The organism is Xanthomonas fragariae, from assembly GCF_900183975.1.
Taxonomy (GTDB): Bacteria; Pseudomonadota; Gammaproteobacteria; order Xanthomonadales; family Xanthomonadaceae; genus Xanthomonas; species Xanthomonas fragariae.
This window is the reverse complement of sequence record NZ_LT853882.1, coordinates 68,398-94,787: the sequence shown is the minus strand read 5'-3', so window position 1 is coordinate 94,787 and position 26,390 is coordinate 68,398. Positions and strand designations below refer to the sequence as shown.

The 26,390-nt window shown below is 62.1% G+C and carries 13 protein-coding genes, 2 other RNA genes and 6 pseudogenes; 7 read left to right on the top strand and 14 right to left on the bottom strand.

Translation table 11 applies throughout. From position 1 onward, the window contains the following. Nucleotides 1-310: 310 nt before the first annotated feature. Together PD885_RS00425 and PD885_RS21790 are read left to right on the top strand one after the other, a co-directional pair. A pseudogene (locus PD885_RS00425) lies at nt 311-3,037 on the top strand (TonB-dependent receptor plug domain-containing protein); the annotation flags it as partial. A gap of 57 nt (nt 3,038-3,094) precedes the next feature. Beyond that, nucleotides 3,095-3,235: pseudogene (locus PD885_RS21790) on the top strand (tryptophan 7-halogenase); the annotation flags it as partial. Between the two features lie 87 nt (nt 3,236-3,322). Here PD885_RS21790 and PD885_RS00420 read toward each other — a convergent pair. Then, nucleotides 3,323-3,645, bottom strand: a pseudogene (locus tag PD885_RS00420) (transposase); the annotation flags it as partial. Nucleotides 3,646-3,877: 232 nt separating this feature from the next. Between PD885_RS00420 and PD885_RS00415 the strand changes: the two are divergent. Next, nucleotides 3,878-4,175: pseudogene (locus PD885_RS00415) on the top strand (tryptophan 7-halogenase); the annotation flags it as partial. A 241-nt stretch (nt 4,176-4,416) separates the two neighbouring features. Here the strand turns inward: PD885_RS00415 and pyrF are convergent. Together pyrF and PD885_RS00405 are read right to left on the bottom strand one after the other, a co-directional pair. Next, complete coding sequence (gene pyrF / locus PD885_RS00410; RefSeq protein WP_002803596.1) at nt 4,417-5,148, bottom strand: orotidine-5'-phosphate decarboxylase; 732 nt, start codon at nt 5,146-5,148, stop codon at nt 4,417-4,419. Continuing rightward, nucleotides 5,145-6,137 carry a 5'-nucleotidase, lipoprotein e(P4) family gene (locus tag PD885_RS00405; protein WP_088057087.1) on the bottom strand — a complete coding sequence of 331 codons (993 nt, stop codon included), beginning with the start codon at nt 6,135-6,137 and terminating at the stop codon, nt 5,145-5,147. Before PD885_RS00405 ends, pyrF begins: the two co-directional genes overlap by 4 nt. A gap of 310 nt (nt 6,138-6,447) precedes the next feature. On the opposite strand from PD885_RS00405, the gene PD885_RS00400 reads away from it, so the two are divergent. Then, nucleotides 6,448-7,116: a YceH family protein gene (locus PD885_RS00400; protein ID WP_002803599.1), complete on the top strand. Its 669-nt coding sequence runs from the start codon at nt 6,448-6,450 to the stop codon at nt 7,114-7,116. Nucleotides 7,117-7,322: 206 nt separating this feature from the next. On the opposite strand, the gene PD885_RS00395 is transcribed toward PD885_RS00400, so the two are convergent. The 4 genes from PD885_RS00395 to rep all read right to left on the bottom strand — a co-directional run bounded on the left by PD885_RS00395 (nt 7,323) and on the right by rep (nt 12,622). Then, a non-coding RNA gene (locus PD885_RS00395) (sX9 sRNA) lies at nt 7,323-7,389 on the bottom strand. 60 nt (nt 7,390-7,449) lie between these two features. Continuing rightward, nucleotides 7,450-9,714, bottom strand: a complete 2,265-nt coding sequence (locus tag PD885_RS00390; RefSeq protein ID WP_145954086.1) for a hypothetical protein — start codon at nt 9,712-9,714, stop codon at nt 7,450-7,452. 635 nt (nt 9,715-10,349) lie between these two features. After that, a non-coding RNA gene (locus PD885_RS00375) (sX9 sRNA) lies at nt 10,350-10,425 on the bottom strand. 220 nt (nt 10,426-10,645) lie between these two features. Continuing rightward, entirely contained in the window at nt 10,646-12,622 is a 1,977-nt protein-coding gene (gene rep, locus PD885_RS00370) for a DNA helicase Rep (RefSeq protein ID WP_002803604.1), read from the bottom strand. Between the two features lie 112 nt (nt 12,623-12,734). Between rep and PD885_RS00365 the strand changes: the two genes are divergently transcribed. Then, the gene (locus PD885_RS00365) at nt 12,735-13,370 is read left to right on the top strand and encodes a thymidine kinase (RefSeq protein ID WP_002803605.1); all 636 of its coding nucleotides are present in this window, start codon (nt 12,735-12,737) and stop codon (nt 13,368-13,370) included. 544 nt (nt 13,371-13,914) lie between these two features. Here the strand turns inward: PD885_RS00365 and PD885_RS00360 are convergent. The 4 genes and pseudogenes from PD885_RS00360 to PD885_RS00350 form a co-directional block, all read right to left on the bottom strand. Further along, the gene (locus PD885_RS00360) at nt 13,915-15,516 is read right to left on the bottom strand and encodes a glucan biosynthesis protein D (protein ID WP_088057086.1); all 1,602 of its coding nucleotides are present in this window, start codon (nt 15,514-15,516) and stop codon (nt 13,915-13,917) included. Between the two features lie 68 nt (nt 15,517-15,584). After that, nucleotides 15,585-15,791: pseudogene (locus PD885_RS21235) on the bottom strand (DUF4380 domain-containing protein); the annotation flags it as partial. Between the two features lie 349 nt (nt 15,792-16,140). Beyond that, the gene (locus PD885_RS00355) at nt 16,141-16,947 is read right to left on the bottom strand and encodes an IS5 family transposase (protein ID WP_002801519.1); all 807 of its coding nucleotides are present in this window, start codon (nt 16,945-16,947) and stop codon (nt 16,141-16,143) included. 316 nt (nt 16,948-17,263) lie between these two features. Next, a pseudogene (locus tag PD885_RS00350) lies at nt 17,264-17,586 on the bottom strand (transposase); the annotation flags it as partial. Between the two features lie 333 nt (nt 17,587-17,919). On the opposite strand from PD885_RS00350, the gene PD885_RS00345 reads away from it, so the two are divergent. Both PD885_RS00345 and hglS read left to right on the top strand, forming a co-directional pair. Then, nucleotides 17,920-18,534, top strand: a complete 615-nt coding sequence (locus PD885_RS00345; RefSeq protein WP_065974996.1) for a hypothetical protein — start codon at nt 17,920-17,922, stop codon at nt 18,532-18,534. A gap of 163 nt (nt 18,535-18,697) precedes the next feature. Next, on the top strand, nt 18,698-20,065 hold the full coding sequence (hglS, locus tag PD885_RS00335; RefSeq protein WP_002803617.1) for a 2-oxoadipate dioxygenase/decarboxylase HglS: 1,368 nt from the start codon (nt 18,698-18,700) through the stop codon (nt 20,063-20,065). A 248-nt stretch (nt 20,066-20,313) separates the two neighbouring features. On the opposite strand, the gene PD885_RS22595 is transcribed toward hglS, so the two are convergent. The 3 genes from PD885_RS22595 to PD885_RS00315 form a co-directional block, all read right to left on the bottom strand. After that, nucleotides 20,314-20,724 (bottom strand): MBL fold metallo-hydrolase, encoded by a 411-nt coding sequence (locus PD885_RS22595; RefSeq protein ID WP_407071324.1) that lies wholly within the window; start codon nt 20,722-20,724, stop codon nt 20,314-20,316. A 695-nt stretch (nt 20,725-21,419) separates the two neighbouring features. Next, the gene (locus PD885_RS00320) at nt 21,420-22,889 is read right to left on the bottom strand and encodes an XVIPCD domain-containing protein (RefSeq protein WP_156775337.1); all 1,470 of its coding nucleotides are present in this window, start codon (nt 22,887-22,889) and stop codon (nt 21,420-21,422) included. A gap of 315 nt (nt 22,890-23,204) precedes the next feature. Next, the gene (locus PD885_RS00315; protein WP_002803622.1) at nt 23,205-26,342 is read right to left on the bottom strand and encodes an efflux RND transporter permease subunit; all 3,138 of its coding nucleotides are present in this window, start codon (nt 26,340-26,342) and stop codon (nt 23,205-23,207) included. Nucleotides 26,343-26,390 lie beyond the last annotated feature (48 nt).

The window sequence follows — 26,390 nt, the reverse complement described above, 5'->3', positions numbered from 1 at the left end:
ATGTTGAGTTTTGTAGTTTCATGCACGTTGTCGGCCAGTGCCCGACATTGACGACTGGTGTCTCATCCGGACAAACGTGTCCAGGCATTCGCCGCAACCCTTGTGCCACTTGGGTTTGGCACAAGGGTGCAGCACATCACGTAGGCACTTGCAGTTCCTGCTAGAGTCCGCCATCCAGCTCTGGGGCCGGCATCGGATGAAGTTGATGTAGTCCATGCGCATATGTGACACGAACGTTCTGCGCTAACGGATCGTGCGTCTCTCTCTGGCAGGCGACGTCAGCTACATTTTTTTGGAAAGCGCGGCATGAGTCGGCCAAGGTCCGAAGCCGGCGGCAGCGCCAGTTGGTAATGCGACCACGCTGGACACGGTGACGGTCAGCACGCCGATGATTCGCGACGTGAAAACCTCGGAAGTGGGCAACACTATTTCGGCGCGGCAGATTCAGCAGTTGCCGCAGGCAACCCGTAACTTTCTGGAATTTGCCGACACCGTGCCGGGCATGGTGTTTCAGGTGGACGGCAACGGCAACACCAAGCTGCGCGGCGGTGCGTCCAACGCCAGCGCCGGTAATCTGTACATCGACGGCGTGGGCCAGAATAGCTATGTGCGCAGCGGCGGCGTTGCCGGCCAGAGCGATACGCAGGGCAATCCGTTCCCGCAGCTGGCCATCGGCGAGTACAAAGTCATCACATCCAACTACAACGCCGAGTACGGCCAGATCAGTGGCGCGGCGATCACCGCGGCGACCAAGTCCGGCACCAACGACTTGCACGGTGAAGTGTTTTATCGCTACACCGATCAGGATCTGCGCGACAAGCGCCCTGATGAAGAAGAAGGCGGCAAGATCGATTCGCAGACCAAGGAATACGGTTTTGCGTTGGGCGGGCCGATCATCCAGGACCGTATGCACTTCTTCGTCGCCTACGAAGGCAAGGAGAACCTCGCACCCAAGAGCGTGCAGCCAAGTGCGGAGGCAGGAGCGTTCATCGATCAGCTGCCATCGGATCTGGCCAGCCAGTACGGGCCGGCCAACATGCCGTTCGAAGAAGACCTGTTCTTCGGCAAGGTCGATTTCGAGCCGACCGACCGCGATCGCATCGAGCTGAGCACGATTTATCGCGCCGAAACCCAGACCGCGAATGTCGGCGGCACCAACACGCTTGCGCAGGCCACCGACAAGATCAACAAGGACAAGCGCACCAACCTGCGTTGGCAGCACAGTGCCGACAACTGGTTCAACGAAGTCATTGTCGGTACCGAGAACTCGCAGAACAGCCCAACCCCGCGCACGCTCGGCAACGGCATCGTCTATACCTATTTCCAGCCGCGTTCCGGCTCCACCGATATCGATGAGCGCACCCTCCTGACCACCGGCTCGGCTGGCGGCCTCAATTTGCAGCGCAAGAGTCAGAAGGGCTGGTTCATCCAGAACGATCTGACCTTCACCAGCTTCCAGTGGCATGGCGAGCACACCATCAAGATGGGTGCGAGCTACAAGGACATCGAGCTGACCTCGCAGGATGCGGCTGCGGTGAATCCGCAATTCAGCTATCGCGTCAACAGTGGCAGCGTGGCAGCCACGCCGTATCGCGTGGACTTCGTTGCGCCCTATACCACCGCTGGCCAGCGCGCCACTGTGGTGTCGCCGTCCAGGCAGTACGGCATCTATCTGCAGGACGACTGGGCCGCCACCGACAAGCTGATGATCAACATCGGTGTGCGCTGGGATTACGAAGACACACCGGCCTACACCAACTTCGTCACCTCGCAAGACTTCGTCAACGCGCTGTACGCCGACGATCCGGACAATCCCGGCCAGCCGTGGGCCAATCGTCTTGTGCCCAGTGGCATCAACGTTGCCGATTACATCGGCACCGGCAATAACCGCAAGAATTTCAAAAACGCCTGGGCGCCGCGCTTCGGCTTCTCTTATGACCTCTTCGGCGATGAAACCGCAGTGCTGCATGGCGGCGCGCCGCGCTCGTACGATCGCAACCTGTTCGAGCAGTTGGCGTTGGAAACCAGCAAGTCGGCGTTGTCGCCTGTCGCTGTGTACTTCGAAAATCCGGTCACCAACTCCTGTTATCGCAGTGACCGCACATGTGTTGCATTCGACCCGCGCTACCTCAACGGCATCGATCAGCTCAACACCATTCCCGGTGTCGCCGACAGCGCCGAGTTGTTTATGTTCAACAACAAACTCAAGACGCCGTACAGCGACCAGTACAGCATCGGCATCACCAATCAGGTCGGCGAGTGGTTGACGGATGCGACCTTCCAGCGCGTGCTGAGTTACGACGGTTTTGCGATGGGCCTGATCAACCGTTATTCCGATGGCGCGTACTTCCAGAATGGCGACGTGCCGTGGAGCGAGCCTGTTCCGGGCTACCAGAACACCATTGTGGGCAACAATGGTCTGGAACAGCGCAACAGCCAGGTGCTGCTCTCGGCCGACAAGCCGTATACCAAGGAATCCGGTTGGGGTCTGACGCTGTCTTACACCCATACCAGCGCGCGCCAGAACCGCAACATCGATGAACCGTACGGGTTCGACAAGGCAACCATCCGCGACTATCCGTTCGTCAAATCCGACGCGGTGGCTGCGCATCGTTTCGTCGCCTCTGGCTCGATTGACGGCCCGTGGGATGTCACCTTCGGTGCCAAGCTGGTGTTGGCCACGCCCGAGCCGATCAACACGAGCGCCTGCTTCGGCTTCACCGATCCCGATGGCGCAACCTGCCAGCAAGTGGGCGTCACGCCGCCAGGTAGCGGCAAGTTCCTGATCGGTGGCGATATCTGGGGCTACCGCACGCTGGACTTCCAGGCTACCAAGGAATTCACCATCGCCGGCGACTTCAAGATGTCGGCGCGTGTGAACCTGCTCAACGCTTTCAACTTCAAAAACTACGGCGCTTACGCGTACAACGGCTTCGGCAGCGACGGTCAGTTCGACCCAGACATCGCCATCAACACTACTGGCGAAATCAACTACGTGCCGCGCACACTGACCTTCGAGCTCGGCGCCAAGTTCTGATTGGCTTCCATCGCCGCACGTGCCGACACGGGCGTGTAGGGTTTCGAACGAGGCCGGGTGGCCCCGTTCGTTTATCCGTCTGCTGTCTTCGCCCAGGAACGCACAGGCATGGTCCCCGCTGCGCTTCGCAATATCGTTATCGTCGGCGGTGGCACCGCCGGTTGGATGGCAGCGGCTGCCTTCGCGCGGGTACTTGGTCGTCCCTGAAAAATCCACTTCAAGCGCCAAGTGCCGTCGGTGACAGCGGCACGGCACTCAAGGATGACCATCCCATCGCCCGCATCCAGGCACGCAAAAACGCGATCGCGTCTGGAACACGACCTCACCGGTGAAGAACTGCCAGTACGGATTCTCCAGCCAGCGCTCGCACACCGCTTCATCGGACAGGTCGTAGGCGTGTTTGAGGTAGAGCAAACCGGCAATGCCGGCCGACCGCCACCGGCCTGGGTGGCCGGCAAGCGCGATGAAAGTGCTTGCTCCAACGCCGTCCACGGCATCCGTTGGCTCAGCCGCGCCAGCGGATGACGCAGATCGATCTGGTTCTCCAGCCGCGAACGAAACAACTCGTCGGCGGGTCTGTCTTCGGCAGCAGGACGGCGTGTACGCATGGGCGGAAATTGCCAGAAACCAGCCTTCAGCGTAGCGAACACCGGTAGTTTTGGCACGCCGGTGCAGACATCAAGGCCTTGCGGTCGTTGGGTGGTTGGGGTTTTTCAGGGGTGACTACTTGGTCCCACCTTCGGCGCACGGCAAGTTCATGACCGCCGCCGGCGATGTGCCGGCTGACCCGCGCCCGCTGCGCTTCGCCACCGGGCGACGCAAGCACTGCTGGAATCGGGCTGCCGCAACATGCAGATCACCCCGGAGCTGCAATCCATGTTGGACCTGTTCGGCGATAGTGAGTGGGCGCTTCTATCGCAATGCCGAAGAAATGTTTGCCGAGATCAGCTGGGTGCGGGTAATGGTGGGCCAGGGCGTTCTGCCGCAGGGCTACCACCCGCTGGTGGACTAGGTGCCCGATCGCGACACCGAAGGCTTGCTGGCCAGCGTCGCGCAGACCATTGGTCACTGCGTGGAAGTGATGCCGACCCACCGGCAATTCATCGATCGCTATTGGAAAGCGGCGGCGGTGCATTGAGCGACTGCTCGACGCTGCGGCTCTCGATTGCCAGGCAAAAAAAAGGATCGGGCACAAGGCCCGATCCCGTCGAAAACCGGGACAAGCCCGGTGGACAATGCGTGGCACAGCTTCCGACTGACCTCGGACGAGGGGCATCGTACGTAGACTTTAACGTTAAGGCAATACTTTAATTCAATTGATTTAACTTATTGATTTTGCGTGGCTTAGCACGGACCACGTGCGCGTCAGTAATGTCTTATCAGCGCTGCTGCTGCCCCGCCGCCGCCAGAATCTCTGTCTGAATCGCCGCCGCCACCGCCGCCGGATCGGCGGCAAGGCGGATCGGGCGACCGACCACGATGGCGTCGGCGCCGTCGGTGAAGGCCTGCGCCACGCCGACAGTGCGTTGCTGGTCGTCCCCGACCGGGCCGCCGGGGCGGATACCGGGGCAGACGATCGAAAACGCCCGGCCGGTGGCGCGGCGGATCGGGCCGGCTTCCTGGCCGGAGGCGATCACGCCGTCGATGCCGGCGGCCTGTGCGGCCAGCGCGCGCTCCACCACTACCTCGACCGGCTCGCGGTCGATGCCCATTGCGGCCAAGTCCGGCCGGCCCATCGAGGTCAGCACAGTGACCGCCAGCAGACGCATGTCGCCGTGATTGGCCTCGACCGCCGCCTGCAGCATGCCGGCGTGCCAGCCGTGGATGGTGCAATAGCTCACCGGCCACTGCGCCAAGCGGCGGATGGTGCCGGCCACGGTGGCGGGGATGTCGAAGAACTTCAGGTCGACGAACACGCGCTTGTCGCGCTTGGCCAGCGCATCGAGCACGTGGAAATACTCGCCCGACGCCAATAGCTCCATGCCGATCTTGTAGAACGACACCGCCTCGCCCAGGCGGTCGACCCAGGCGATCGCCTCGTCATGGCTGGGCACATCCAGCGCGAAGATCAGCCGCTCATGCGCGGCCAGCGGCAACGGTACGCGGCTCATCGGGCCACCTCCAGCGCGGCGCGCTTGGCGTCGTGGCGCGCCTGCCAGGGCTGCGCGAAATCGTTGTTGAACTGGGCGGGCTCCCGGCCGCCGTAGCTGGGGTTGGGGTTGGGGTTGGGGTTGGGGTTGGGGTTGGGGTTGGGCAGCATCCACCAGCGCTCGCCAAACCAGTCGTGGTACTGCTGCAATAACGCGCCACGCGCCTGACCGGTATTGGCAGTGACCTGTACGAAGTCGCCCAGCTGGTCGCCGAACTGCATCAGCACGCGGTATTTCTGCCCCGCCAGCTGGCGACGGCAGTTTTTTTCGCTGCCGCTCTGCTCGCAGCCCTGCACCAACGTGCCCAACCCCAGAAACACGCTGTCATCGGCCACCGGCAGCCCGACGCTGCGCAGGTTGGTCAGCGTGGCGTCCTTGAGGTGCACAGCGCGGTTGGAGATGTAGATCAGGGTGATGCCGCGGGCACTGGCGGCCTTGGCGAAATCCACTACGCCGGGAATCGCGGTGGCCTTCTTCTCGGCGACCCACTGGTCCCAACTCAGCTCGTCGTACTCCTTTCCATCGCGCAGCAGGCGCGCCTGGTAGGGCGAGTTGTCCAGCACGGTCTCGTCCACGTCCAGCACCACCGCCGGCTTCAGCCCGGTGGCGGCATTGCTGCGTTCTTTGGGCACCAACGCGTCCCAGTTGGCTTGCTTGAGTGCGGTATCCAGCTTGTCGGCCGCGGCGCGGTAGGTCTGCTCGGCCACGGCGCGATATTCCTCCGAGCGCTGCATCCACAACACAGCGTTGAGGTTGTCGTCGCCGGCTGGTGCGGTGGTGGCTACGGGGGGTGTGGCGGTCTTGTCCGCAGTGGCGCTGGGCGCTGCAGTTGCGGATACGGCGGCAGACTGCACAGGCCCCTTGTCGCTGGGCTTGCAGGCGCTCAATGCGAGCGCGGTGCAGGCGAGCAGGGGCAACGGTGCGTAAAGCGAGGGGCGCATGGCATCCACCAGAACAGGAGCGGCAATGAAGTCCGCGATTTTAGCGGGTTCGCACCACACCGCCCGCTCTTGCTAACGGCAGTGCCATTGGCAGTGGCGAATACGCACGGATGGCGGCATGGTCGCTGCAGGGTTTCAGGACCGTTGCCGACTGCTGTCTCTGCCTGCCCCGTACATGCGCAGGCCCACAGTCCCGGCGCCGCGCGGCTCTTGCATGCAGATGTCGATGTAGAAAAGCCGCGCCGCCTGATCGCGCCATCTGAAGAATGACGACACCGGATCGGCATATCCTTGCGAGCTGATTGCCCCGGAGTCACCCATGCCAGAAATCTCGCCCCCGCCCGTCCTCGATACCGCCCAGGCCCGCGTACTCGGCTGCCTGATCGAAAAAGAAGCCACCACGCCGGATGCGTATCCGCTCACGGTCAACGCCGCGCAGGTTGCCGCCAACCAGAAGACCGCACGCGAGCCGGTGCTGAATCTGGAGACCGGCGTGGTGCATCACGCCCTGCGTCAGCTCGAAACAATGGGACTGGTGCGCCAGCAGTTTTCCTCGCGCGCCGAGCGTTACGAACACCGGTTGGGCAGCATGCTGGATCTGACCCGGCAACAAGTCGCCCTGATCGGCCTGCTGCTGTTGCGTGGCCCGCAGACGCTGGGCGAGTTGTATGCGCGCAGCGAACGGCTGGCGCGCTTCAACGATGCCGACGACGTCCGCCATCATCTGGACCGCTTGATCCAGCGCACCCTGGCGGTACAGCTACCGCGCGCTAGCAGCCAGCGCGAAGAGCGCTATACGCATCTGCTCAGTGGCGAGCTGGATGTGGAAGCGTTACAGGCCGCAGCGGCGCGCGCTGCACCGAGTGCTCGCAACAGCGCCGATAGCAGCGAGCTCGAGGCACGCGTGCAAAGCCTGGAGGCCACCGTTGCCGAACTGCAGGATGCGCTCGCTGCGGTGCAGGCACGGCTGGAAGCGGCCGGCGCCTGATCGCCGACGTATTCTCGTAGATGTCCAGGTCACTTTACGCCTGAGAGGAACTAATGGACCGACCGGCCACGATGCCACGCGCGCGGTGCATCGTGAGTCCGTGCTGGCCGACTAAACGATCCAACCTACCGCGGCAAACTCGGCAGGCAGCGGCATCGGCCATTCGGGAACAGGCTATGGGCCATCTTCCCAGTTGGGTTAAGAGGTGCTAACAAAACGTAGCGAGCAGTCGTCAGGTGGGCGCAGAGGAACCGGAGTGTACGCGTGGTACATGAGGATTCCGAGCACTGGCCGCGCCCGCCTGGCGGTGGCGCAGTAGTTTTGTTAGCCGCTCTAAGTGTCATCCTCGTCGAAGGTCGGTAATGACGCTTGCGGCATAGCTGTGGTGCGGTGCGGCACTGCATTTTCTGGATGCAGCGCATTCCAGTCGAATGCAAAGTCGTAAATCGACGCTCCGGACTGGGCCGACCACGAAGGCCCCATCTCCTCCTCCACAAGTTTCTCGAAATCCCAGCTGCTTTCATCCGCCTGCGGCAATCCACCCGCTTGATGCACTGTATCCGAGTCGACTGGAAAGGTGGAACTCGAGGTTTCGAGCTGCGCTGACCATGAAGGTCCCAGCAGCTCCTTCTCAAGTGTCTCGAGAGTCCAGCTGCTTTCATGCGTCTGCGGCAAACCATCCGCTTGATGCAGTGCATCCGAGTCGACTGGAAAGGTGGAACTCGACGCCTCGGGCTGCGCTGACCACGAAGGTCCCAGCAGCTCCTCGGCAAGTGTCTCGAGAGTCCAGCTGCTTTCATGCGCCTGCGGCAATCCACTCGCTTGATGCGGTGCATCCGAGTCGACTGGAAAGGTGGAACTCGACGCCTCGGGCTGCACTGACCACGAAGGTGCCATCAACTCATCCGCAAGTGTCTCGAAATCCAAGTCGCTTTGAGGCGGCGGCTGAAAACCATCCACTTCATCCAGCGCATCCCAGTCGAATTCGGATATGGGACTCGACGCCTCGGGCTGGGCTGGCAACGAAGGCTCCGCCACCCTCTCCGCGGGCGTATCGGGAGTCAAGACGTTTTCAGGCGCCTGCGGCAAACCGCTCGGAAGAGTGGATGGCAACAGGGAGGAGCAAGCAGACCCCGACGGTTCAGCTGTGCTTCCAAGGTCGGGCAACTGCACGTTAGAAGGGCACACCTGGCGCACTTGCATCAGCATGTGTCTCAGAACACTTTTGTAGCCTAAGGTCTTGCCACGGATGTAGAGATTCAAATCGTCATCCAGCATTGGCTCGTGCAAACGCGACGCCATTGGCGCCTTGTCGTTATTGTGTAGCCAAGCGCTGAAGTGGCGCACATGGGCTGACAGCATATCGGCATATTTTTCCCGCTTAATGGATGTCGTTTCGCGGCCGGGCGCCAACAAAGCAGCTTTAAATTGCTCGCTGAGTTGGCGGTCGAGATCGTGCGCCTGACGCTTATTAGCCTGGTCGGGCGACTGCACGTCAGAAGGATACATTTCGCGCACTTGCGTTAACATGTTTCCTATAGCCCTGGTGTCCCTTGGGTATTTGGCATCCTTAAAGAGATTAAAATCCTCATCCAGCGTTGGGGCGTGCAAACGTGTCGCCATTGACGCCTTTTTTTTCGCCTTTAGCCAGGCGCTGAAGGTGTGCATACTGCCTGCCATCTTACCGGAGTAGGTTTCCCCGTTAGCGTATTTCTTCTCGGGGCCGGACGCCGAAAAGGCAATCGACAAAGCATATTGGTATTGCTCTTTGAGTTGGCGGTCGACGTCGGAGATCTCACGCTTATTACTCCGCACGTTACTCTGCACGGCCGGCCTTTCGCCGCGGCAAAAGGCCCTCAGTTTCCGCAGCGCCAAAAACACCGTATACACGCTCAGCCTTTCCTTTTCGATTAAGAAGGTATTGGCGTCACCTTCCAAGCTTTGGGAGTCCAGTCTGCCCGGTGCGCACAATCCTTCTTTATGCGCGGCATGGAGCCATTCACTGAACGCGCGCAATTCGGTTAAATACCGGCGGGAGATAGCAGAAGACGCATCATTGATGAGTTGCGCATCACCAGCAGGAGTCAGATGTCGGGGTAGAGTCGAGATCGTTACCGTTCCGTGGGATTCCACGGAGCGCAGATGTGTCAGTGCTACGGTCACATTCGTGCGGCCAGTCTGTCTTTGGAACTCCTCAGCATCACGTGTCAGCTCGTCTTGGGAGAGCCGGTCTTTCAAGCCACCCTTTTTCTGCTGCTTAAGCCAAGCGCTAAAACTAATCAAAAGAAAAGAATATTTTTTTGCGGTGTTGACGTTGCTCCCGCCCTTCTCGGCACCGTCTAAAAAACCCGCGATGAGTTCCTTATCGGCTGAATAGGATAGATCGGCATCTGACGACCCGGTGCCGCGTGGAATCGGGACTTTGCGCTTACGGCCAAAGGTTGATGAACAATCAACTGGCGCCGGACGTTCTTCATGAATTGCAGCGTCTTCAAAAGCAGGCTGCTGCGCTGTTGCTTCCTGAGACTCAGGCGCATCAGCGCGCCAAAGCGGAGAATGATGAAGAGGACGGCTTGGGGGCGGGCTGTCGTCCGGCAACGCGGAGGAGGGAGACGGTATCGATGTGCGGTTCCGAGCTGGATGCGCGCCCAATCCCGGCGCCGAACGCGCAGCAGATACCTCGGTGCGACGGCGCTTATTCGGTCGAGCTGTCAGTTCGCCGAGAACGCCAAAGGGCGCTGACGACGACGCCATTCCGGCCGGAGCGGCGCCCGGGCTCGCCGGCCGGCCCGTCGCCTGCTCTGGCACGCTTTGGTAGGTGCTCTGGGCATGCGTCCGACGATTGCTGCTCTTGGGCCTCACCATTTTTTTCGCTCCGCTTCGTGATGAAAAAGACCGCTCGTTCATGGGTCTCATCAAGCTGATGCGGCTCAGGGATATCCGCTGAACAGCGCCAGCTCTTGCGCATTGGCTCCACTGGTGAGCTTGCTTCCCGTCTGGTCGAAGCGCTGCCCACCCAGCTCTCAGGTATCGAACATCGTGATCTATCGATCGCAAATCCGGTGCGCAGATGGCGAAGGCGTAGCAGGTTTGCCGAACATCAACCTGAGCGCCCAAGGAAGATCTGCAAACTCCTCCATGCGCTTTCGATCAACGACTGAGACAATCGCCCGATGCGTAAGCATCTGATTTTCAGCATGGACGATCGTCGCGTTTGTGCAACACTCGAAGAGGGCTGACAAAACGTAGCGAGCAGTCACCAGGTAGATGGGGACGGCGCGGAGGAACCGCAGTTTACGAGTGGTACATGCCGATTCCGATCACCGGCTGCGCCCGCCTGGCGGTGAGCACAGTCGTTTTGTTAGCCGCCCTAAGTTCACTCACCACGTCGTGGGTTATTCATAAGTTCTTTAGAGTGGCTGACAAAACCAACCTGAGCGCCGAATTGGCGGTGGCAAGATTGCTGGCATGGCCCGTCGCAATTTTCCCACTACCGATACAGCATGCAGGAGGTTTTTGTTAGCCGCTATTAATCAAACAACGCTTGGATCGCCGCCAAGCCCGCGCTGGCGCGCTCTTTCTTGCGCTCGGCGTCGGCCACCGGGTCGGCGCCGTCGCGCTGCAATTCTTCGGCCGGAAGTTCGTCGAAAAACCGGCTCGGCTTAAGCCGCACATGTTCGCCGAACTTGCGCGTCAACTTGCTGTAGCTCATCCACAACTGCTGCTTGGCGCGGGTGATGCCCACATACAGCAGACGGCGCTCTTCCTGCAGATTGCCTTCTTCCAGGCTCACTTCGTGCGGCAGCACGCCGTCTTCGCAGCCGACGATGAACACATAGCGGAACTCCAGCCCTTTGGACGCATGCATGGTCATCATGCGCACTTGGTTGCCACCATCGTCTTTGTCGTTGCGCGACAGCAGCGCCAGCTGCGCGGCCAGATCGCTGGCGCTGGCGCCGCGTGGGCCGCCCTCGAACCACTCGGCCAATTCGTCCAGATTTCGCTTGCGCCGCTGGAATCCGGTTTCGTCCTTGGATTGATTGCGCAGATCGTTGAGCAGGCCGGATTTGTCAGCCAGCATGCGTACCAATTCGCCGGCCGACATCGTGGCCGAGTGCTGACGCATGTCGCACAGGATATCGTTGAACGCGCTCAAGCCATTGGCCGCACGTGGCGGCAGATGCTGCAATGCGCCCATCGATTCGGCCGCGCGCGACATCGGCACCGACTTGGCGCTGGCAAGCTCGGCCAAGCGCGCCAGCGAGGTCGCACCGACTTCGCGCTTAGGCGATTGCACCGCACGCAAGAACGCCGCGTCATCGTCCGGGTTGACGATCAACCGCAACCACGACAACAGATCCTTGACCTCTTGCCGTTCCAGGAACGCGGTGCCGCCGGTCAAGTGATACGGAACCCGCAGCAGCTGCAGCGCTTTTTCCAGCGGCCGCGATTGAAAATTGCCGCGGAACAGGATGCAGAAGTCGCTCCACGGCACCTGCTTGGCAGTGCCCAGAAATGAAATCTCGGCGGCAACCTTTTCCGCCTCGTGCTCGCCGTCTCGGCATTCCCACACGCGGATACGTTCACCGTCGGCCTGATCGCTCCACAGCGTTTTCAAATGCTCGTGGGGGTTATGCGCGATCAATGCGTTGGCCGCACGCAACACGCGGTTGGAACAGCGGTAGTTCTGCTCCAGCTTGATGATTTTCAGCGCCGGATAATCGCACCCCATCTGCTGCAGGTTTTCCGGATTTGCGCCGCGCCAGGCATAGATGCTCTGGTCGTCGTCGCCCACACAGGTAAAGTTGCCGCGCGGCCCGGCCAGCATCTTCAACAGGCGGTACTGCGCATCGTTGGTGTCCTGGCACTCGTCCACCAGCAGATAACCGATGCGCTCGCGCCAGCCCATGACGATCTCTTCGTTGGCTTCCAGAATCTGCACCGGCAGGCGGATCAGATCGTCGAAGTCCACCGCGTTGAAGGTGGTTAGCCGCGCTTGGTAGCGCTCGTACAGGCTGGCCGCTTCTTTTTCGCGATTGCTGCGTGCCGCCGCCATCGCCTGTTCGGGCGACAGTCCGGCGTTCTTGGCGCGCGAGATCAGGTTTTTGGCGTCTTCGATCGCATCGGGCTTGGCGCCGTGCATCAAGTCCTTGATCTGGGCTGCGGCATCGTCAGAATCGAAGATCGAAAAGCCGCGCTTCAAACCCGCAGCGGCATGCTCGATCTGCAGGAACTTCAAGCCCAGCGCATGGAAGGTGCAGATGGTCAGGCCATCGGCGCCATCGCCACGGATGCGCTTGGCCACACGCTCGCGCATTTCCTTGGCCGACTTGTTGGTGAAGGTGATCGCTGCAATGCGCTTGGCCGGATAGCGGCCGATGGCGATCAGATGCGCGATCTTTTCCACGATCACACGCGTCTTGCCGCTGCCGGCACCGGCCAGCACCAACAAGGGACCTTCGCAGTGCAGCACTGCGGCGCGTTGCGGGGGATTGAGACCGTGCATAGGGGTTTCCAGCAGAGCGGGCCATTGTACCGGCGCTGCGTCGGGCAAGCGGCGCGGCTGGTTCATGCAACGGGCCGCCACCGGACGCCACTTGGCCCGGTAAAATCGCTCGATGGCCAAGCTCTATTTCTACTATTCGGCGATGAATGCCGGCAAGACCACCACCTTGCTGCAATCGGCGCACAACTACCGCGAACGCGGCATGCGCACACTGATCCTCACGCCCAAGCTCGATCACCGCGCCGGCAGTGGCGTGGTCGCCTCGCGGATCGGCCTGCGTGCGGACGGGCGCCCGTTTGATCGCGACACCGAGTTGCAGCAGCTGATCGGGCGCGACATCCAGGCCGAGGGCGCGCTGCATTGCGTGCTGGTCGACGAGGCGCAGTTCCTCAGCCGCGCACAGGTCTGGCAACTGAGCGAGGTGGTCGACCGTCTGCGCATTCCGGTGCTGTGCTACGGCCTGCGCACCGACTTCCGCGGCGAGCTGTTCGAAGGCAGCCAGTTCCTGCTGGCCTGGGCCGATGAGCTGGACGAGATCAAGACCATCTGTCACAGCGGCAGCAAGGCCACCATGACCGTCCGCGTGGATGCGCAGGGGCACGCCGTGCAGGACGGCCCGCAGGTGGAGATCGGCGGCAACGAGCGCTATGTGTCGGTCAGCCGCGCCGAGTTCAAGAAGATCATGCGCGGCGAAGGCCGCATCGACCCGCTGCAGATCGTGCTGCCGCTGCCGCCTGCAGAGGCGTGACTTATGGGGTAGATGCTGCTGCAAGCGCAGCATCGGCGCGGAAAGGGCGTTCGTCGCCATCCTGTGCGCGACTGTATTGCGTACATCGGCACACTGCGTACAAACCTCGCATGCGTCTTCATCGTCCTGGTGTGCATGTGCGGTGCGCAGTGCTATCGCCAGCGCGGCTACCACTTTGCTGCAGCGTATGCAGAGCCTGGCAACAGGCAGTGGCTTCATGCAAGGGGTTTGACCGGCATGGGCTTTGCTGCCGCCGTCGCGCGTGTGCTGGATCACCTGCCACGTGCGCGACGACCTGTCCTTCGGTCTGTTTCCCCGGCGACGAACTCAATGCTGTGGTGCAAGGCCGGCAGCGTTAGCTGATCAAGGCGATCGCGGTCAGCGAGCAAGGGCGGCTACGCATCGAGGTCTGAAATGTGGATGGCATCGACCCGCGCCAAACCTGCGCAGCAAGCAATCGTTGCTCGAACACTGTCTATGGACCGATTTCCGCAACGCTCGACAATTGGACGCGGCGTCGGGCCGCCGCGTCGCAGATCTGCGCTCAGTAGATCTTGCGCTCGCTCACCGGCGGCGGCGTCCACTGGTATAGCCAGGTTTCGGTGAGCGGCTTGCCGTTGGCGCGCAGGTACAGACGGATATCGATCTGCTGGGTGCTGTCATCCGGCGGCACTAAGTCGAACATCGCCCGATAACCCTTGAGCTCACGCAACGGACGCGCCGACACGATCTCGGTGGTGCCGCGCGAGACCTGCAGCACCGTCTCGACTTTGGCCTTGGGCTCGTTGACCAGCGCAGCCAGTTCGCCGCCGGCAAAATCCACCGCAAACCGCCAGGAAAAATGGCTGCGCTTCTTCCCGACGATGCCGCCCAAGCCGGTACGCGTGGCCACGCAATGCGCCAACGGCGAGCTGGCCGGCGGATGAGCGCCCCAATACAACCGATAGCCCATCAGCAGCTCTTGCCCTGCCTGCGGCTTGGCCTGCAAATTCCAGAACGCCACGATGTTGTCGACTGTCTCGTCCACAGTGGGAATCTCCACCAGCTGTACCGAGCCTTTGCCCCAGCCGCTCTTGGGTTCCACCCACAGGCATGGGCGCTTCTCGTAGAACACGCCATCGTCCTGGTAATGGTCGAAGTTACGGTCGCGCTGCAGCAGCCCGAACCCGCGTGGGTTCTCATCGACGAACATGTTGAAACGCAGATTCGCTGGATTGCACAGCGGCCGCCAGATCCATTCGCCGACGCCGGTCCACATCGCCAGGCCGTCGGTGTCGTGAATCTCCGGGCGCCAGTCCCAATCCATCCGACTGTCGTTTTCGCCCACCTGATACATGCTGGTGCACGGGCCGATGCCGAGCCGCTCGATGGTCTTGCGCGGATACAGCGCGCTGTCGATGTCCATCACCAGCACCTCGCCATTGGTGATGGCAAACCGATATGCGCCGGCGACGCTGGGCGAGTCAAGCAGGCCGTAAACTACCACGGTGTCCGAATCGTCAGCCGGCTGTTCCAGATAATAGGCGATAAAGTCCGGAAACTCTTCCGGCCCACCGGTGCCGGTATCGATCGCCAGCCCGCGTGCCGATTGCCCGTACTGGCCCTCCTTGCCTACGGCACGGAAATAGCTCGCGCCCAGAAACGCCGAGAAATCGCGATCGGGGTCCTTGCGTGAGTTGAGTCGAAAGCCCGCAAATCCAAGATCTTTGGGAAACTGCGTGCCATCCAGCCCGCTGCTGCCGTAGTCGAACGCGGTCGGGTCGTACGCCAGCTGCTGCGCCTTGCCATCGACGATGTCGTAGATGTCCACCGGGGTATGAAAAAACAGCCCCAGATGGAAGAACTTCGCCTGGAACTTGCCATTGCCGCCGGCCCACAATGCGTGGCCCTGGCGGTAGCGGATTGATTGATACTGATCCCAGTTCAATGCCTCCAGCGGTCCTGGCAGCACCTGCGTATGGCTCTTGTACGGCGCCTTCCCCAGTTCGCGCGCCTGACCCTTGAGCCAAGCATAGTCGAACGGCTGCGGCTGCCCAAGCCGACGCAGCCCAACTGCCTTTGCCGCCAATGCCCATTGCGGCAACGCCGGCAAACCGAGCGCGGCCAATGCGGCCGCTGCATTTTGCAGAAAGTGGCGTCGTTGCATGCGCATCGATCTAATCAAGGGATGAGCGACATCATAGCCACAGCCCGGCATAGGCGTGAATGCGCAGCTCAGGGTGCCGCAGACGAAGCCACGCACGCATTGGTCACTTGCAACTCTTTGGCCTTGCTGCACAGGAACTGTTGTTGCACTTGCCGCGCGTCCGGCACGGTGTAGCGCAGCAGGTTCCAATGCGCCTGCATCTGTGCGCCTGGCGCAAGCTGCCGAAACAGCGCGTCCACCTCCAGCGGTCCTCGCTCGGGATGCTGGGGTGGCGCTAGATCAGAAAGACTGAACGCGCCCGCCAGACGCCGGTGTGGCACTGAGCTCCACATCGGCGTTGTGGAGTTGGACACGCTTGGCAGCGGAGTGATTGGTCGATGCAACCTCATCCGCGCTCGCATCTGCGGTTGGGTGCAACGCCAAGTCACCGACAACTATCAGGGGCGAACGACGGGGCAATGATGCGGGCATGTCGCATCCCAGTCGCGAGACACCGCGATTGTCGTGCGGAGGCATCGCGTGCGCTAGCGCGACCACTCAATCAACCAGCATCTTGCGATTTCAATCAGCACTGTTGAGATGGCGCGCAAAATTGACTTTTGCGCTGTCATTAATTAGAGCGTGTTATGAACTTTGAAAGAGGGTGGCTGCATTTCCAAGCATCAGGATCGTGAAGACGACGAAGTGCAAACCGGCCAAGGTTTCCGGCAATCGCTCGTAGTCGCGTGCCAGCCGTCTGAAACGATTGGCCCATCCGAAGCTGCGCTCGACAACCCAACGGCGCGGCAGCAAGACAAAGCCTTTTTTCGCTTCTTGCAGCTTGATCACGTGCAACTCAATGCCTTCTTCCGTGGCCGCCTGCGCCGGTTCTTGACCGGTGTAGCCCTGATCAACAAAGGCGATCTTGACCGTTTCACCGGTCACGTGTTGTACCTCTTGTGCCAACGATCGGACTTGCGCGCGCTCCTGCTCATTAGCCGGCGTCACCTGGACAGCGAGCAGATGTCCAAGCGTATCGACGGCCATGTGTACCTTGCTGCCTTTCTTGCGTTTATAGCCATCGTATCCAGCACGCGGCCCGCTTTCGCAGGTGGACTGCAGCGTGCGAGCATCGAAAATGACCGCGCTCGGCTGGCCTTTTTTCCCTTGCGCCACACGCAAGAGTGAGCGCAGATCACTGACCATGGCCTCAAAGCAGCCCGCTTGCAGCCAGCGCTGTGTTTGCTGATACACCGCTTCCCAGGGCGGAAAATCGTTGGGAAGCAATCGCCATGGTGCGCCGGCGCGCGCGATCCACCGCAGTGCGTTGAACATCGCGCGTAGCTCATACTTGCGCTGCGGTGCCTGCACGTCCATCAGCGTCAAATAGGGAGCCGCAAAGGCCCATTCTTCGTCGGAAATATCGGTGGAATAAGGCTTACGAGGCTTCATCCGTATACGTTAGCGTGACAAGGGCAAAGTTCATAACACGCTCTAAGTCATCCCTGAAAAACCCCTTTCAAGCACCAATCGCCAGCGGTGCACGGTGCACGGTACACGGTGCTCAAGGATGCCCATCCCATCGCCCGGATCCAGGTACGCAAAAACGCGATCCAGCGCATGCGTCGAGTTTTCGCTTGTCTTTGGGGCGTTGCGCTTGCACCTGTTGTGCGCGTTGCAACCACCCAGCGATGCGCTCGCGCTCGCCGCTGTTTACCTGATCGCGCTTGCGTTGGAGGTTGCGCACGACCCGTCCCAGCACTGTGCAGCGTTTCAGCGAGCTCGAATCGCACGGCAAGCGCGTCTGAAACCCCACCTCACCGGTGAAGAACTGCCAGCACGGATTTTCCAACCACCGTTCGCAGACCGCTTCATCTGACAAGACGTAGGCATGCTTGAAATACAGCAAGCCGGCGATCAAGCGCACCGGCAGTGCGGGACGGCCGCCAGCGGCAGGCAAGCGCGGCAAAAGCGCCTGTTCCAATGCAGCCCACGGCATCCGTTGGCTCAATTGCGCCAACGGGTGACGCAGATCGATCTGGTTCTCCAGCCGCGAACGGAACAATCAGCAGCAGGACGGCGTGTACGCATGGGCGGACACTGCCAGAAACCAGACCTCAGCGTAGCGAAAACCGGCAGATCTGGCACGCCTGTGCGGCCTATAAAGCGTAGCGGTGATTGGGTGTTGCTGGTTTTTCAGGGGCGACCAAAAGTGGCTAACAAAACGTAGCGAGCAGTCGCCAGGTGGGTGCATACGGCGCGGAAGATAGGCGTGATATACGTGCCCAACGGCCCCAGGCTGCACTTTGCCGACGCAACCACACACGGCACTGGCACTTGAGACCGATGCAGACGGCAAGGTCGTCAGCTGGCGCGTTGGGGAAGCGCCCCTAAATCGGCGGTCGGCCTGACACTGGGGCGGGCATGCGGCATCATCGGCGTATGCCTGCGCCAAGCCCTTCCTTGTTGCGATCTCTGCCATTACGAATGGCGCTGCTGTTGCCTGCGCTGGCTGCTGCGCAGGCCGCGCCTGCAGCCGCACCTGCACCAGAAGACCCGGCGCCGGCAGTGATGATGCCCGGCACCGGCGATGCGTGGGTGAATCAACATCTGGCCGACATGGACAGCTACGCGCAGCGCTATCCGGATAGTTTCATCGACGAGGTGGCGCGCTACACCGGAACGCCGCGCGGGTACGTGCAGGCGCTGCTGCAGGTGCATGGCTGGCATGCAGGGGACATTTATTTCGCCTGTTTCTGGGCACAGACGGTGCAGCTGTCGTGCCGCGACAGCGTGCGTGCCTACAGCCGTGACCATCACGATAGCTGGGAGGGCGTAATCGCGCGCCTGTCGGTCGCTCCGGACCCCGTGCACATGCGCGCATTACGGCATGCCATCGTCGCCAGCTACGACCACTGGGAACGGCCGATCAGCTTAGACCCGTTGCTGCGTCGTCAACTCGGCGATCATGCGCAGCGGCTGGACGCGGCGCGTCAGGCCGGCAAAGCGGCAGAAGCGGCGGCGCAGGCCGGGCTTTAGCGCAGCTTGGCGCAGCGGCGAGCTGTAGCGCAGTCGACCGCTTGTGCGGCTGTCTGCACACCAACGTGCTCACCGCGATGCTGCCGTGCAGCTGGCCGGCGCATGGCGCCGTCGGCGAGAATGCAATAACGCTGGCGTTGGCCGGCTCTGCCAAGACCACCTCATGCGCGATACCGTGTTTGTCTCTCCCGATCAGATCCGCAGCCTGTTCGCCCAGGCGATGTCCGACATGTATCGCGCTGAGGTGCCGTTGTACGGCGACTTGATGACGCTGGTGGCGCAGGTCAATGCCGACACTCTGAGAGCTGATGCTGCGCTGGCTGTACGGCTGCAGCGCAACGATGAGCGCGCGCGGCTGGATCTGGAAAGGCATGGCGCCATCCGGGTCGGCACGGCGCAGGAACTGGCCACTTTGCGCCGGCTATTTGCGGTGATGGGCATGCACGCGGTGGGCTATTACGACTTGTCGGTGGCCGGCGTGCCGGTGCATTCAACCGCGTTCCGCCCGATCGACGATGTGGCGCTGTCGGCCAATCCGTTCCGCGTGTTCACTTCGCTGCTGCGGCTGGAACTGATCGAGGATGCCGCGTTGCGCGAGCAGGCGGCGCAGATTCTCGAGCAGCGGCAGATCTTCACTGCCGGGGTCCTGGAGTTGATCGAACAGCGCGAGCGTGTCGGCGGGCTGGATGCGACGCAGGCGCAGCAGTTCGTTGCCGAAGCGCTGGAAACTTTCCGCTGGCACGGCGATGCCTGCGTGTCGCTGCAGACCTATCGCGCGCTGAGCCAAGCCCACAAGCTGATCGCCGATGTCGTGAGCTTCCACGGCCCGCACATCAATCACCTGACCCCGCGCACATTGGATATCGATGCGGCGCAGGCGCAGATGCAGCGCGCCGGCATCGCTGCGAAAACGGTGATCGAAGGGCCGCCGCGCCGTCGCATCCCGATCCTGCTGCGCCAGACCAGCTTCAAGGCGCTGGAAGAACCAGTACGTTTTTTAGGCGACAGTGGACAGGCCGAACATGGCACACATACCGCGCGCTTCGGCGAAATCGAGCAGCGCGGGCTTGCACTGACGCCCAAAGGTCGCGCGCTTTACGACGCGTTGTTAGCACAGGCCCGCGACAGCGATGGTGCGGGCAGCACCGGTACCGATTACGCCACGCGGCTACAAACCGCGTTTGTAGCGTTCCCCGACGATGAGGCGGTGCTGCGTCAGGAAGGCCTGGGCTATTTTCGCTACGCGTTGACCGATGCGGGCCGCGCCGATCCGGCGCAGGTGGCCGCGATGCCGGCGGAAACCGCGATTGCACTTGGTCTGGTCAGCGCCGATCCGATCATCTATGAAGATTTTTTGCCGGTGAGTGCGGCGGGCATCTTCCAGTCCAACCTCGGCGGCGCAGAGCAACGTGCCTACGCCGCACACTCAAGCAAGGACAGCTTCGAGCAGGCGTTGGGTTCGCAGGTACACGACGCGTTTGCCTTGTATGCGCAGCTGGAGCGCGCGTCGCTGCAGGCGTTGTTGGGGTAGGCAGACAGCGGCTGCAAACCGCAGCCCGGTGGCAACAGTTGTCGCCCTCGATTTGCCACGCCACTGCCATGGGGGTACGGGTCGCCTGCACCACCGAGGTCCCGGCGAAATGCCAACTGAAATACATGGCCCGCTTTTCTACAACGTGGTCATGCACCAACGCGCACGAGCGGCGCGCTAGGACAGCATCGGCGCAGAAGCATAAGTTCCGGTGCGGATAGGTGAGCTGAATCGGACGGTGCATGACATCACCGCCAAACAACGCGCGCTCGCCTGCGGAAGCAGCCCGATCGCCATGTGCCCAACGCTATGAAGTGCTCGTCGTAGCGACCGCCCGGTTGCTCGATCCGATCTACCTGGCCGGCGTCGATCAACGGACGCACGCTGTCTTCAAACACGCTGCGACGCGCTTGACCTTGTGCTGTCGCGTAGAAGTCTTCTTTGGCGCGTGCGTAGACGTAGCGTGCGTTTGGAAAGGTCGGCGCCCAATCGTTATCTGTTCTGACGGTGTTCCAACCGGTGTGGTCGACATGCAGATAAGTCAGTAAAACAGCGTCTACATCCTCGACCGCAATGCCGGCGTGGGCAAGCCGACCAAGATAATTGGTATTGAGGCGATGGAAGGCGAGTTTGAACGGCCGCTCTTTCGCATTGCCGATACCGGTGTCGACCAGTGGCCCAGGCCATCCTCGGCCAGCACGGCCGTGAACTGGGGACGAGCTTTGTGGTACCTGACATGGGCACGCTCACAGCGCGCATGGAAAAGGCGAGGTGGAGCTGTATGTAGGTGCGGCAACGGCGCTTCCGGAGACTCTAAAGCAGCGACCGTTGCTCAACGATACGTTTCGCATGGCTGAGCGCAAAGGGCATCCCCGCGGAACTGCGTAGCTGGACCTGGAAACGTATTGCGGGGTGTAACACGTGCTGGTGTCGCCAGGCGGCGAGTTCACAAGTCCTGTCGATGCGCGCCTGAGCGAACTCGGCGTCGAGCGCCGTGTGGTTCTCACTGTGCCCGGCTACCACCAGGCCGCCCTGCTGCATGCCCCATGCCGACTGTGTGGCCACTCTGCCCAGCCGAAGGCTTTTTCAACTACAACAGCCTTGCACTTCGCGAGTGAATTCACCAGGGCCAGCACCAGACAGCCGGACAGAGACAGCCGGCCACGGCAACGGGCAGCAACGCGACGACGGCAACAACGAATTTGGTGCGCGAACGCATAGGGAGGGTCTTCCTTGGGAAAGAGGGTGTGCGGAATGCTGCAACGCCTCGCGGTGGTGAAATCGTCGGGCGTGATGCGGTTCGGCGCATGGCTGTCCATGCGGTGTTGCCTGGATGATCGTGGGTAACCGGTGACTACGCCATGGCCTGCCCCTGCATCTGCCCTTGCATTTGCGCGGCGCGTTGGGCCTGCATGGCCTGTTCGGCGAGGTTCTGCTGCTCCACCGTTTGCAATTGCTGGCTGGCCTGGGCGACGTCCGGCGCTTGCGTCAGTTGCGGCGCAGAGACTCTCGCCCATAGCTCCCCGTTGGATTGCACCCCGTAGTGCGGCATCTGGGTCGCGTGGCCCTGCGGCATCCCCAGGTAGATCTTTTCCACTTCGGTCTGGCCCAACTTGCGTGTCTCCACAACAACTTGTGCGGCATGACGGTCCAACTGCGCCGCATCGGGCACGAGCCGGCCCCAGCGTTCATGGACATCGGCGATGGCATCGCGGGCCTGTGCGAACAGCGCATGGCGCGGATGCGCGGGATGGCGCATGTCCTCGGCCGTGATCACGACCGGGGCGATGGCGCGGCTTGGCGGCGCCGGTACATGGGTCGCTTCGCGCGCTCGCCATGTGGCGGCATGCTGCTCGGGCGATTGCGCCAACGCGTGCTGGGGATCGATCCTCAGCACCTTGCCCTTTTGGTCGAACGAGGGCGGCTGCTCATAGGCCAGCAGTTGGCCTTGGTGCTGCTTGAACCCCCTGATGTCGTGGTTGAATCTCATCTCGGCGCCAAGCGCGTCGGTGAACCCGGCCGCCAGCCGTTCCTGCTGCGCCGGGCCGTAGGGCAATGTGTCGCCATTCCTGGGCAGGGTATGGGACTGTTCCAGCGCATTCTTGAACAGGATATAGCGCTTGTGCAGCGGGTGGTCCGGGTGACGGAAGTCGGTGAGGTGCTCGTCCGAACCCGGCGGACGCGTCGGCGGGGTGTAGAGCATCGGCTCGGCGGCTTGAGGTTGTGTGTGTGGGTGCGGCCGGGTGTCCTGGGTGTGGCGCTGCGCGTAGTCGCGTTGCTGCGCCTCCATGGCCTGGCGGTGCACCTGCGCATGATGCTGCGCGAGGTGGTGTTGCTGCTCACGCGCGGCCTGCGTGTGCGGTTCCTGCTGCTGCGGTTGCGCCATCCGCGCCTGTTCCTGCATGTCCACGCTGGCCGGTTTTTCCGGGGCCGGGGCGGTATGGGAGGGCTGCGCCATTGTCTGCCGGTGAGAGGGCGCCTGTTGGATGCGCTGCTGGTGCTGTTGGGCGGCGTGGTCTTGCTGCATGCGCGTGTGCGCATCCACGGCCGGGGGCGGGGTGGACGCGGCAGCGGAGGAAGAGGACAACGAAGACGTGTCGGCGTGTGTCGATCCGGTGTGGGTGGACGGTGCCGCCGGCAGCGGCGGTGCCACCACGACATGAGGCGCATGAGGCGCGTGCCGGAAGAACGCTGGCAGCGTGGGGTCGGTCTGTTCGGCCGACACCTGCACCGGGCGCAGCGGATAATGCGCGCGCAGCGCCGCATCACCCAGCTCGGCGCCGGTGCGGTCTTCGCGCATCGCGATGCCGGCCAATGCATCCACATGCACGCGATGCCCAAGCGCCGCCGCCAGGGCGGTGGTTTAGAACGATTGGTGCTGTTCGGAGCGATGAACTCACCCCCTTTTCGTTTTGTCGATTGCATGGCACCCGCGCGCGCAGCACGACCCGGCGCATCGATGGCTGCGCGCGCATTTTCTGACGGCCGTTGACGAACCGCCACAAGGCAGAGTGGATCCGTTGTGCGAAACGAAGGCCAAGACGGCTGAGCCAATGCGATGACAGCCCCGGCCGCGTGCCGCCTGGCGGGTCGGGGTGTCAGTCGGCGGGTTTGAATCGCGCCACGCGGGTATGCCGATTCAGTGCGCCGCAGCCGGGCGACGCGCCGCCGCGCGCGCTGCACGACGTGCCCGCGCACGTGTGCGACGCGCCTTCCAGCGCTCGCTCAGGCACGAGAAGATCACGTACAGCGCCGGGGTGCTGAGCAGGGTCAGCCCCTGCGAGAACACCAGTCCGCCGATCATCGCGATACCGAGCGGGCGGCGCAGTTCCGAGCCTTCGCCCAGGCCCACCGCCAGCGGCACGGCGGCCAGGATCGCCACCATCGTGGTCATCATGATCGGTCGGAAGCGCACGATCGACGCTTCGCGTGCCGCCGCGCGCGCGTCCATGCCGTGCGTGCGCTGCGCCACCAGTGCGAAGTCGATCATCATGATCGCGTTTTTCTTGACGATGCCGATCAACAACACCAATGCAATCATCGAGATCACCGACAACTCGGTGTTGGTGATGAACAACGCCAGCAGTGCGCCGACGCCTGCAGCGGGCAGGGTGGACAGGATGGTCACCGGGTGGATCAGGCTCTCGTAGAGCATGCCCAGCACGATGTAGACGGTGAGCACCGCCGCCAGCAGCAACACGCCCATCGCGCTGGGGCTGAGTTGTACGTTGAAGCTGTCGTCGCCGCTGAGACGGATGCCGTCGGGCATGCGTAGTCCATCCACGGTGGACTTGATGATCAGATCCGCCTCGCCGGTGCTCACGCCCGGTGCCAGGTTGTAGCTCAGATCCATCGTGGTGTACTGGTTTTCGTGGATGATCTGGGGCGGCGCCAAACCCGGCATCTGGTTGGCGACGGCGGTGATCGGCACCATCTGGCCGGCACGGTTGGGCACGAAGATCTGATCCAGCGCCCTGGGCGTGGCAGTCTGCGAAGGCAGCGCATTGACCACCACGCTGTACTGATTGAGATCCGAATAGATGGTGGAAATCGAGCGTTGGCCGAACGCGCCATATAGCGCGCCATCGATCGCACCAACCGAAATTCCCAGGCGCGCGGCCTTGGCACGGTCGATCACAATGTTCTGACGTAAACCGGAGGTATCCACATCGGTACCGACATTCCGCAGGCGCGGATTCTTTTTCAGCGCGGTTTGCAGCTTGGGCAGCCATTCCTGCAGCTGCGCAAGATCATTGCCCTGCAGCGACACGCGGTATTGCGCGCCTTGACTGGTGCCGCCACCGCCATCGCTGGGCAAGTCCTGGATTGCGCGCAGGCGCAGATCCAGATCCGGGTAACGGTCGGCCTTGGCGCTCAGACGCGCGACCACTTGCGCGGTGGTGTCGCGACGGCCTTCATCGCGTTGTTTCAACTCGATATTGAACGAGGCGCTGGAGCCCTGGCGACCGGAGCCCAGCCGCGCGCCCACCGTCTTGACCGCCGGGTCGGCCATCAGCATGTCGGTGATGCGGCGCTGGCGGCTGACCATGTCGGCGAACGACACCGTGGCGCTGGAATTGGCGCGGCCCCAGATCAGGCCGGTGTCCTGCGCGGGGAACGCGCCTTTCTTAACCGCACCGCCGAGAAAGATGGTGGCAGCGATCAACAATAATGGCGTCAGCGCCAGCAGCAAGGCATGCCGCAGCGAGAAATCCAGCGCCACCGTGTAGACCGCCAACATACGCGCGTGCATGCGGTCCAACAAAGCGCTAAAACGGCTGGGCTTTTCCGGCTCGGTATGCGCCGACAAAAAGCGACTGCACAGTGCTGGCGTCAACGTCAGCGACACCAGCATCGACACCACGATCGCCGCCACCAGAGTCACGGTGAACTCGCGGAAGAACGCACCGATCATGCCGCTGGCAAACAGCATCGGAATGAACACCGCCACCAGCGAGGCAGTGATCGAGACGATGGTGAAGCCGATCTCGCGTGCACCGGCCAGTGCAGCGTCCAAACGCGGCATGCCTTCGTCGAGATGGCGCATGATGTTTTCGATCACCACGATCGCATCGTCGACCACAAAGCCAATGGCGATCACCAACGCCAACAGGCTGAGGTTGTTCAAGGTAAAGCCGAGCATGTACATCACCAGCGCCGAGCCGGCCAGCGACAACGGCACGGTGACTGCGGCGATCAACGTCGGTGCCAACCGGCGCAGGAACAACGCCATGGTCAGCACCACCATCGCCAGGCTGATCATCAGCGCGGCCTGCACCTCGTGCAGCGAGGCGCGAATGGTGGGGGTGCGGTCTAAGTAAGGGGTGAGCTTGGTGCCGGGATGGAGATAGGCGCGCAATTCGGGAATCTGCGCCTTTACCTGATCCACGGTTTCGACGATGTTGGCGCCGGCGCGGGTAAAGGCATACATGACTACCGCGGGTTTGCCGTCGAACCAGGCCGCTTGATACGCATCCTGCTGGCCGTCATAGACGGTGGCCACATCGCCCAGCCGCACGATTCGCCCGTTGGACTGAGTGGCGATCGCCAGCTGCGCAAAATCCGCGGCCTTGGCCACCGCGTCGTTTGCCACGATGGCCATGGTGGTGTTGCCGTCGGACAGGAATCCGGTCGGCGAGGTGACGTTGGCTGCGCGCACCGCATTGCGCAGATCGTCCGGGGTCAGACCCAGCGCGTTGAGCGCGCGCAGATCCACATCCACGCGCACCGCTGGTGTGGAGGCGCCTGCGATATCCACCGAGCTGATCCCGGTGATCCGGCGTAGCCGTTGTGCCAGTAGCGAATCGGCGACGTTGTAGAGCTCATCGGCCGATTGCGTGTCCGAAGTGAGCGCGATGGCGATGACCGGGTCGTCGTTCGGATTGGCTTTCTGGTACATTGGCGTGCCGAGCCCGGAGGGCAGATCCGATTGCGCCGAATTGACTGCGGTCTGCACATCCTGTGCGGCCGAATCGATGTTGCGATTACTCTGAAACACCATGAACACGATGCTGCTGCTCTCCGAACTAGAGGAGCGCATATGGTCGATACCGGGCAACTGGCCCAGATGGCGTTCCAGCGGCGCGGTGACGGTGGAGGCCATGGTGCTGGCATCGGCACCGGACTGCGTAGCGTGCACGAAAATCACCGGGATCTGGATGTTCGGCAACGCCGCCACGCCCAGCCGCAGATAACACATCAACCCGATCACGAACAAACCGATCGCCAGCAGCGAGATGCCGATCGGGCGCTTGATGAAGGGCGCGGAGATGTTCATCGGGAAGATTCCGGGGCCGTGATGCCTTCAAGCGTCGGGATCGGGGAC

Excerpts from the sequence above, each read along its gene's own strand:
- PD885_RS00345 (WP_065974996.1), top strand. The coding sequence starts at position 17,920 with ATGCGGCATCATCGGCGTATGCCTGCGCCAAGCCCTTCCTTGTTGCGA.
- PD885_RS00355 (WP_002801519.1), bottom strand. The coding sequence starts at position 16,947 with ATGAAGCCTCGTAAGCCTTATTCCACCGATATTTCCGACGAAGAATGG.
- PD885_RS00315 (WP_002803622.1), bottom strand. The coding sequence starts at position 26,342 with ATGAACATCTCCGCGCCCTTCATCAAGCGCCCGATCGGCATCTCGCTG.
- PD885_RS00360 (WP_088057086.1), bottom strand. The coding sequence starts at position 15,516 with ATGCAACGACGCCACTTTCTGCAAAATGCAGCGGCCGCATTGGCCGCG.
- pyrF (WP_002803596.1), bottom strand. The coding sequence starts at position 5,148 with ATGAGCCGCGTACCGTTGCCGCTGGCCGCGCATGAGCGGCTGATCTTC.
- PD885_RS00400 (WP_002803599.1), top strand. The coding sequence starts at position 6,448 with ATGCCAGAAATCTCGCCCCCGCCCGTCCTCGATACCGCCCAGGCCCGC.
- rep (WP_002803604.1), bottom strand. The coding sequence starts at position 12,622 with ATGCACGGTCTCAATCCCCCGCAACGCGCCGCAGTGCTGCACTGCGAA.
- hglS (WP_002803617.1), top strand. The coding sequence starts at position 18,698 with ATGCGCGATACCGTGTTTGTCTCTCCCGATCAGATCCGCAGCCTGTTC.
- PD885_RS00365 (WP_002803605.1), top strand. The coding sequence starts at position 12,735 with ATGGCCAAGCTCTATTTCTACTATTCGGCGATGAATGCCGGCAAGACC.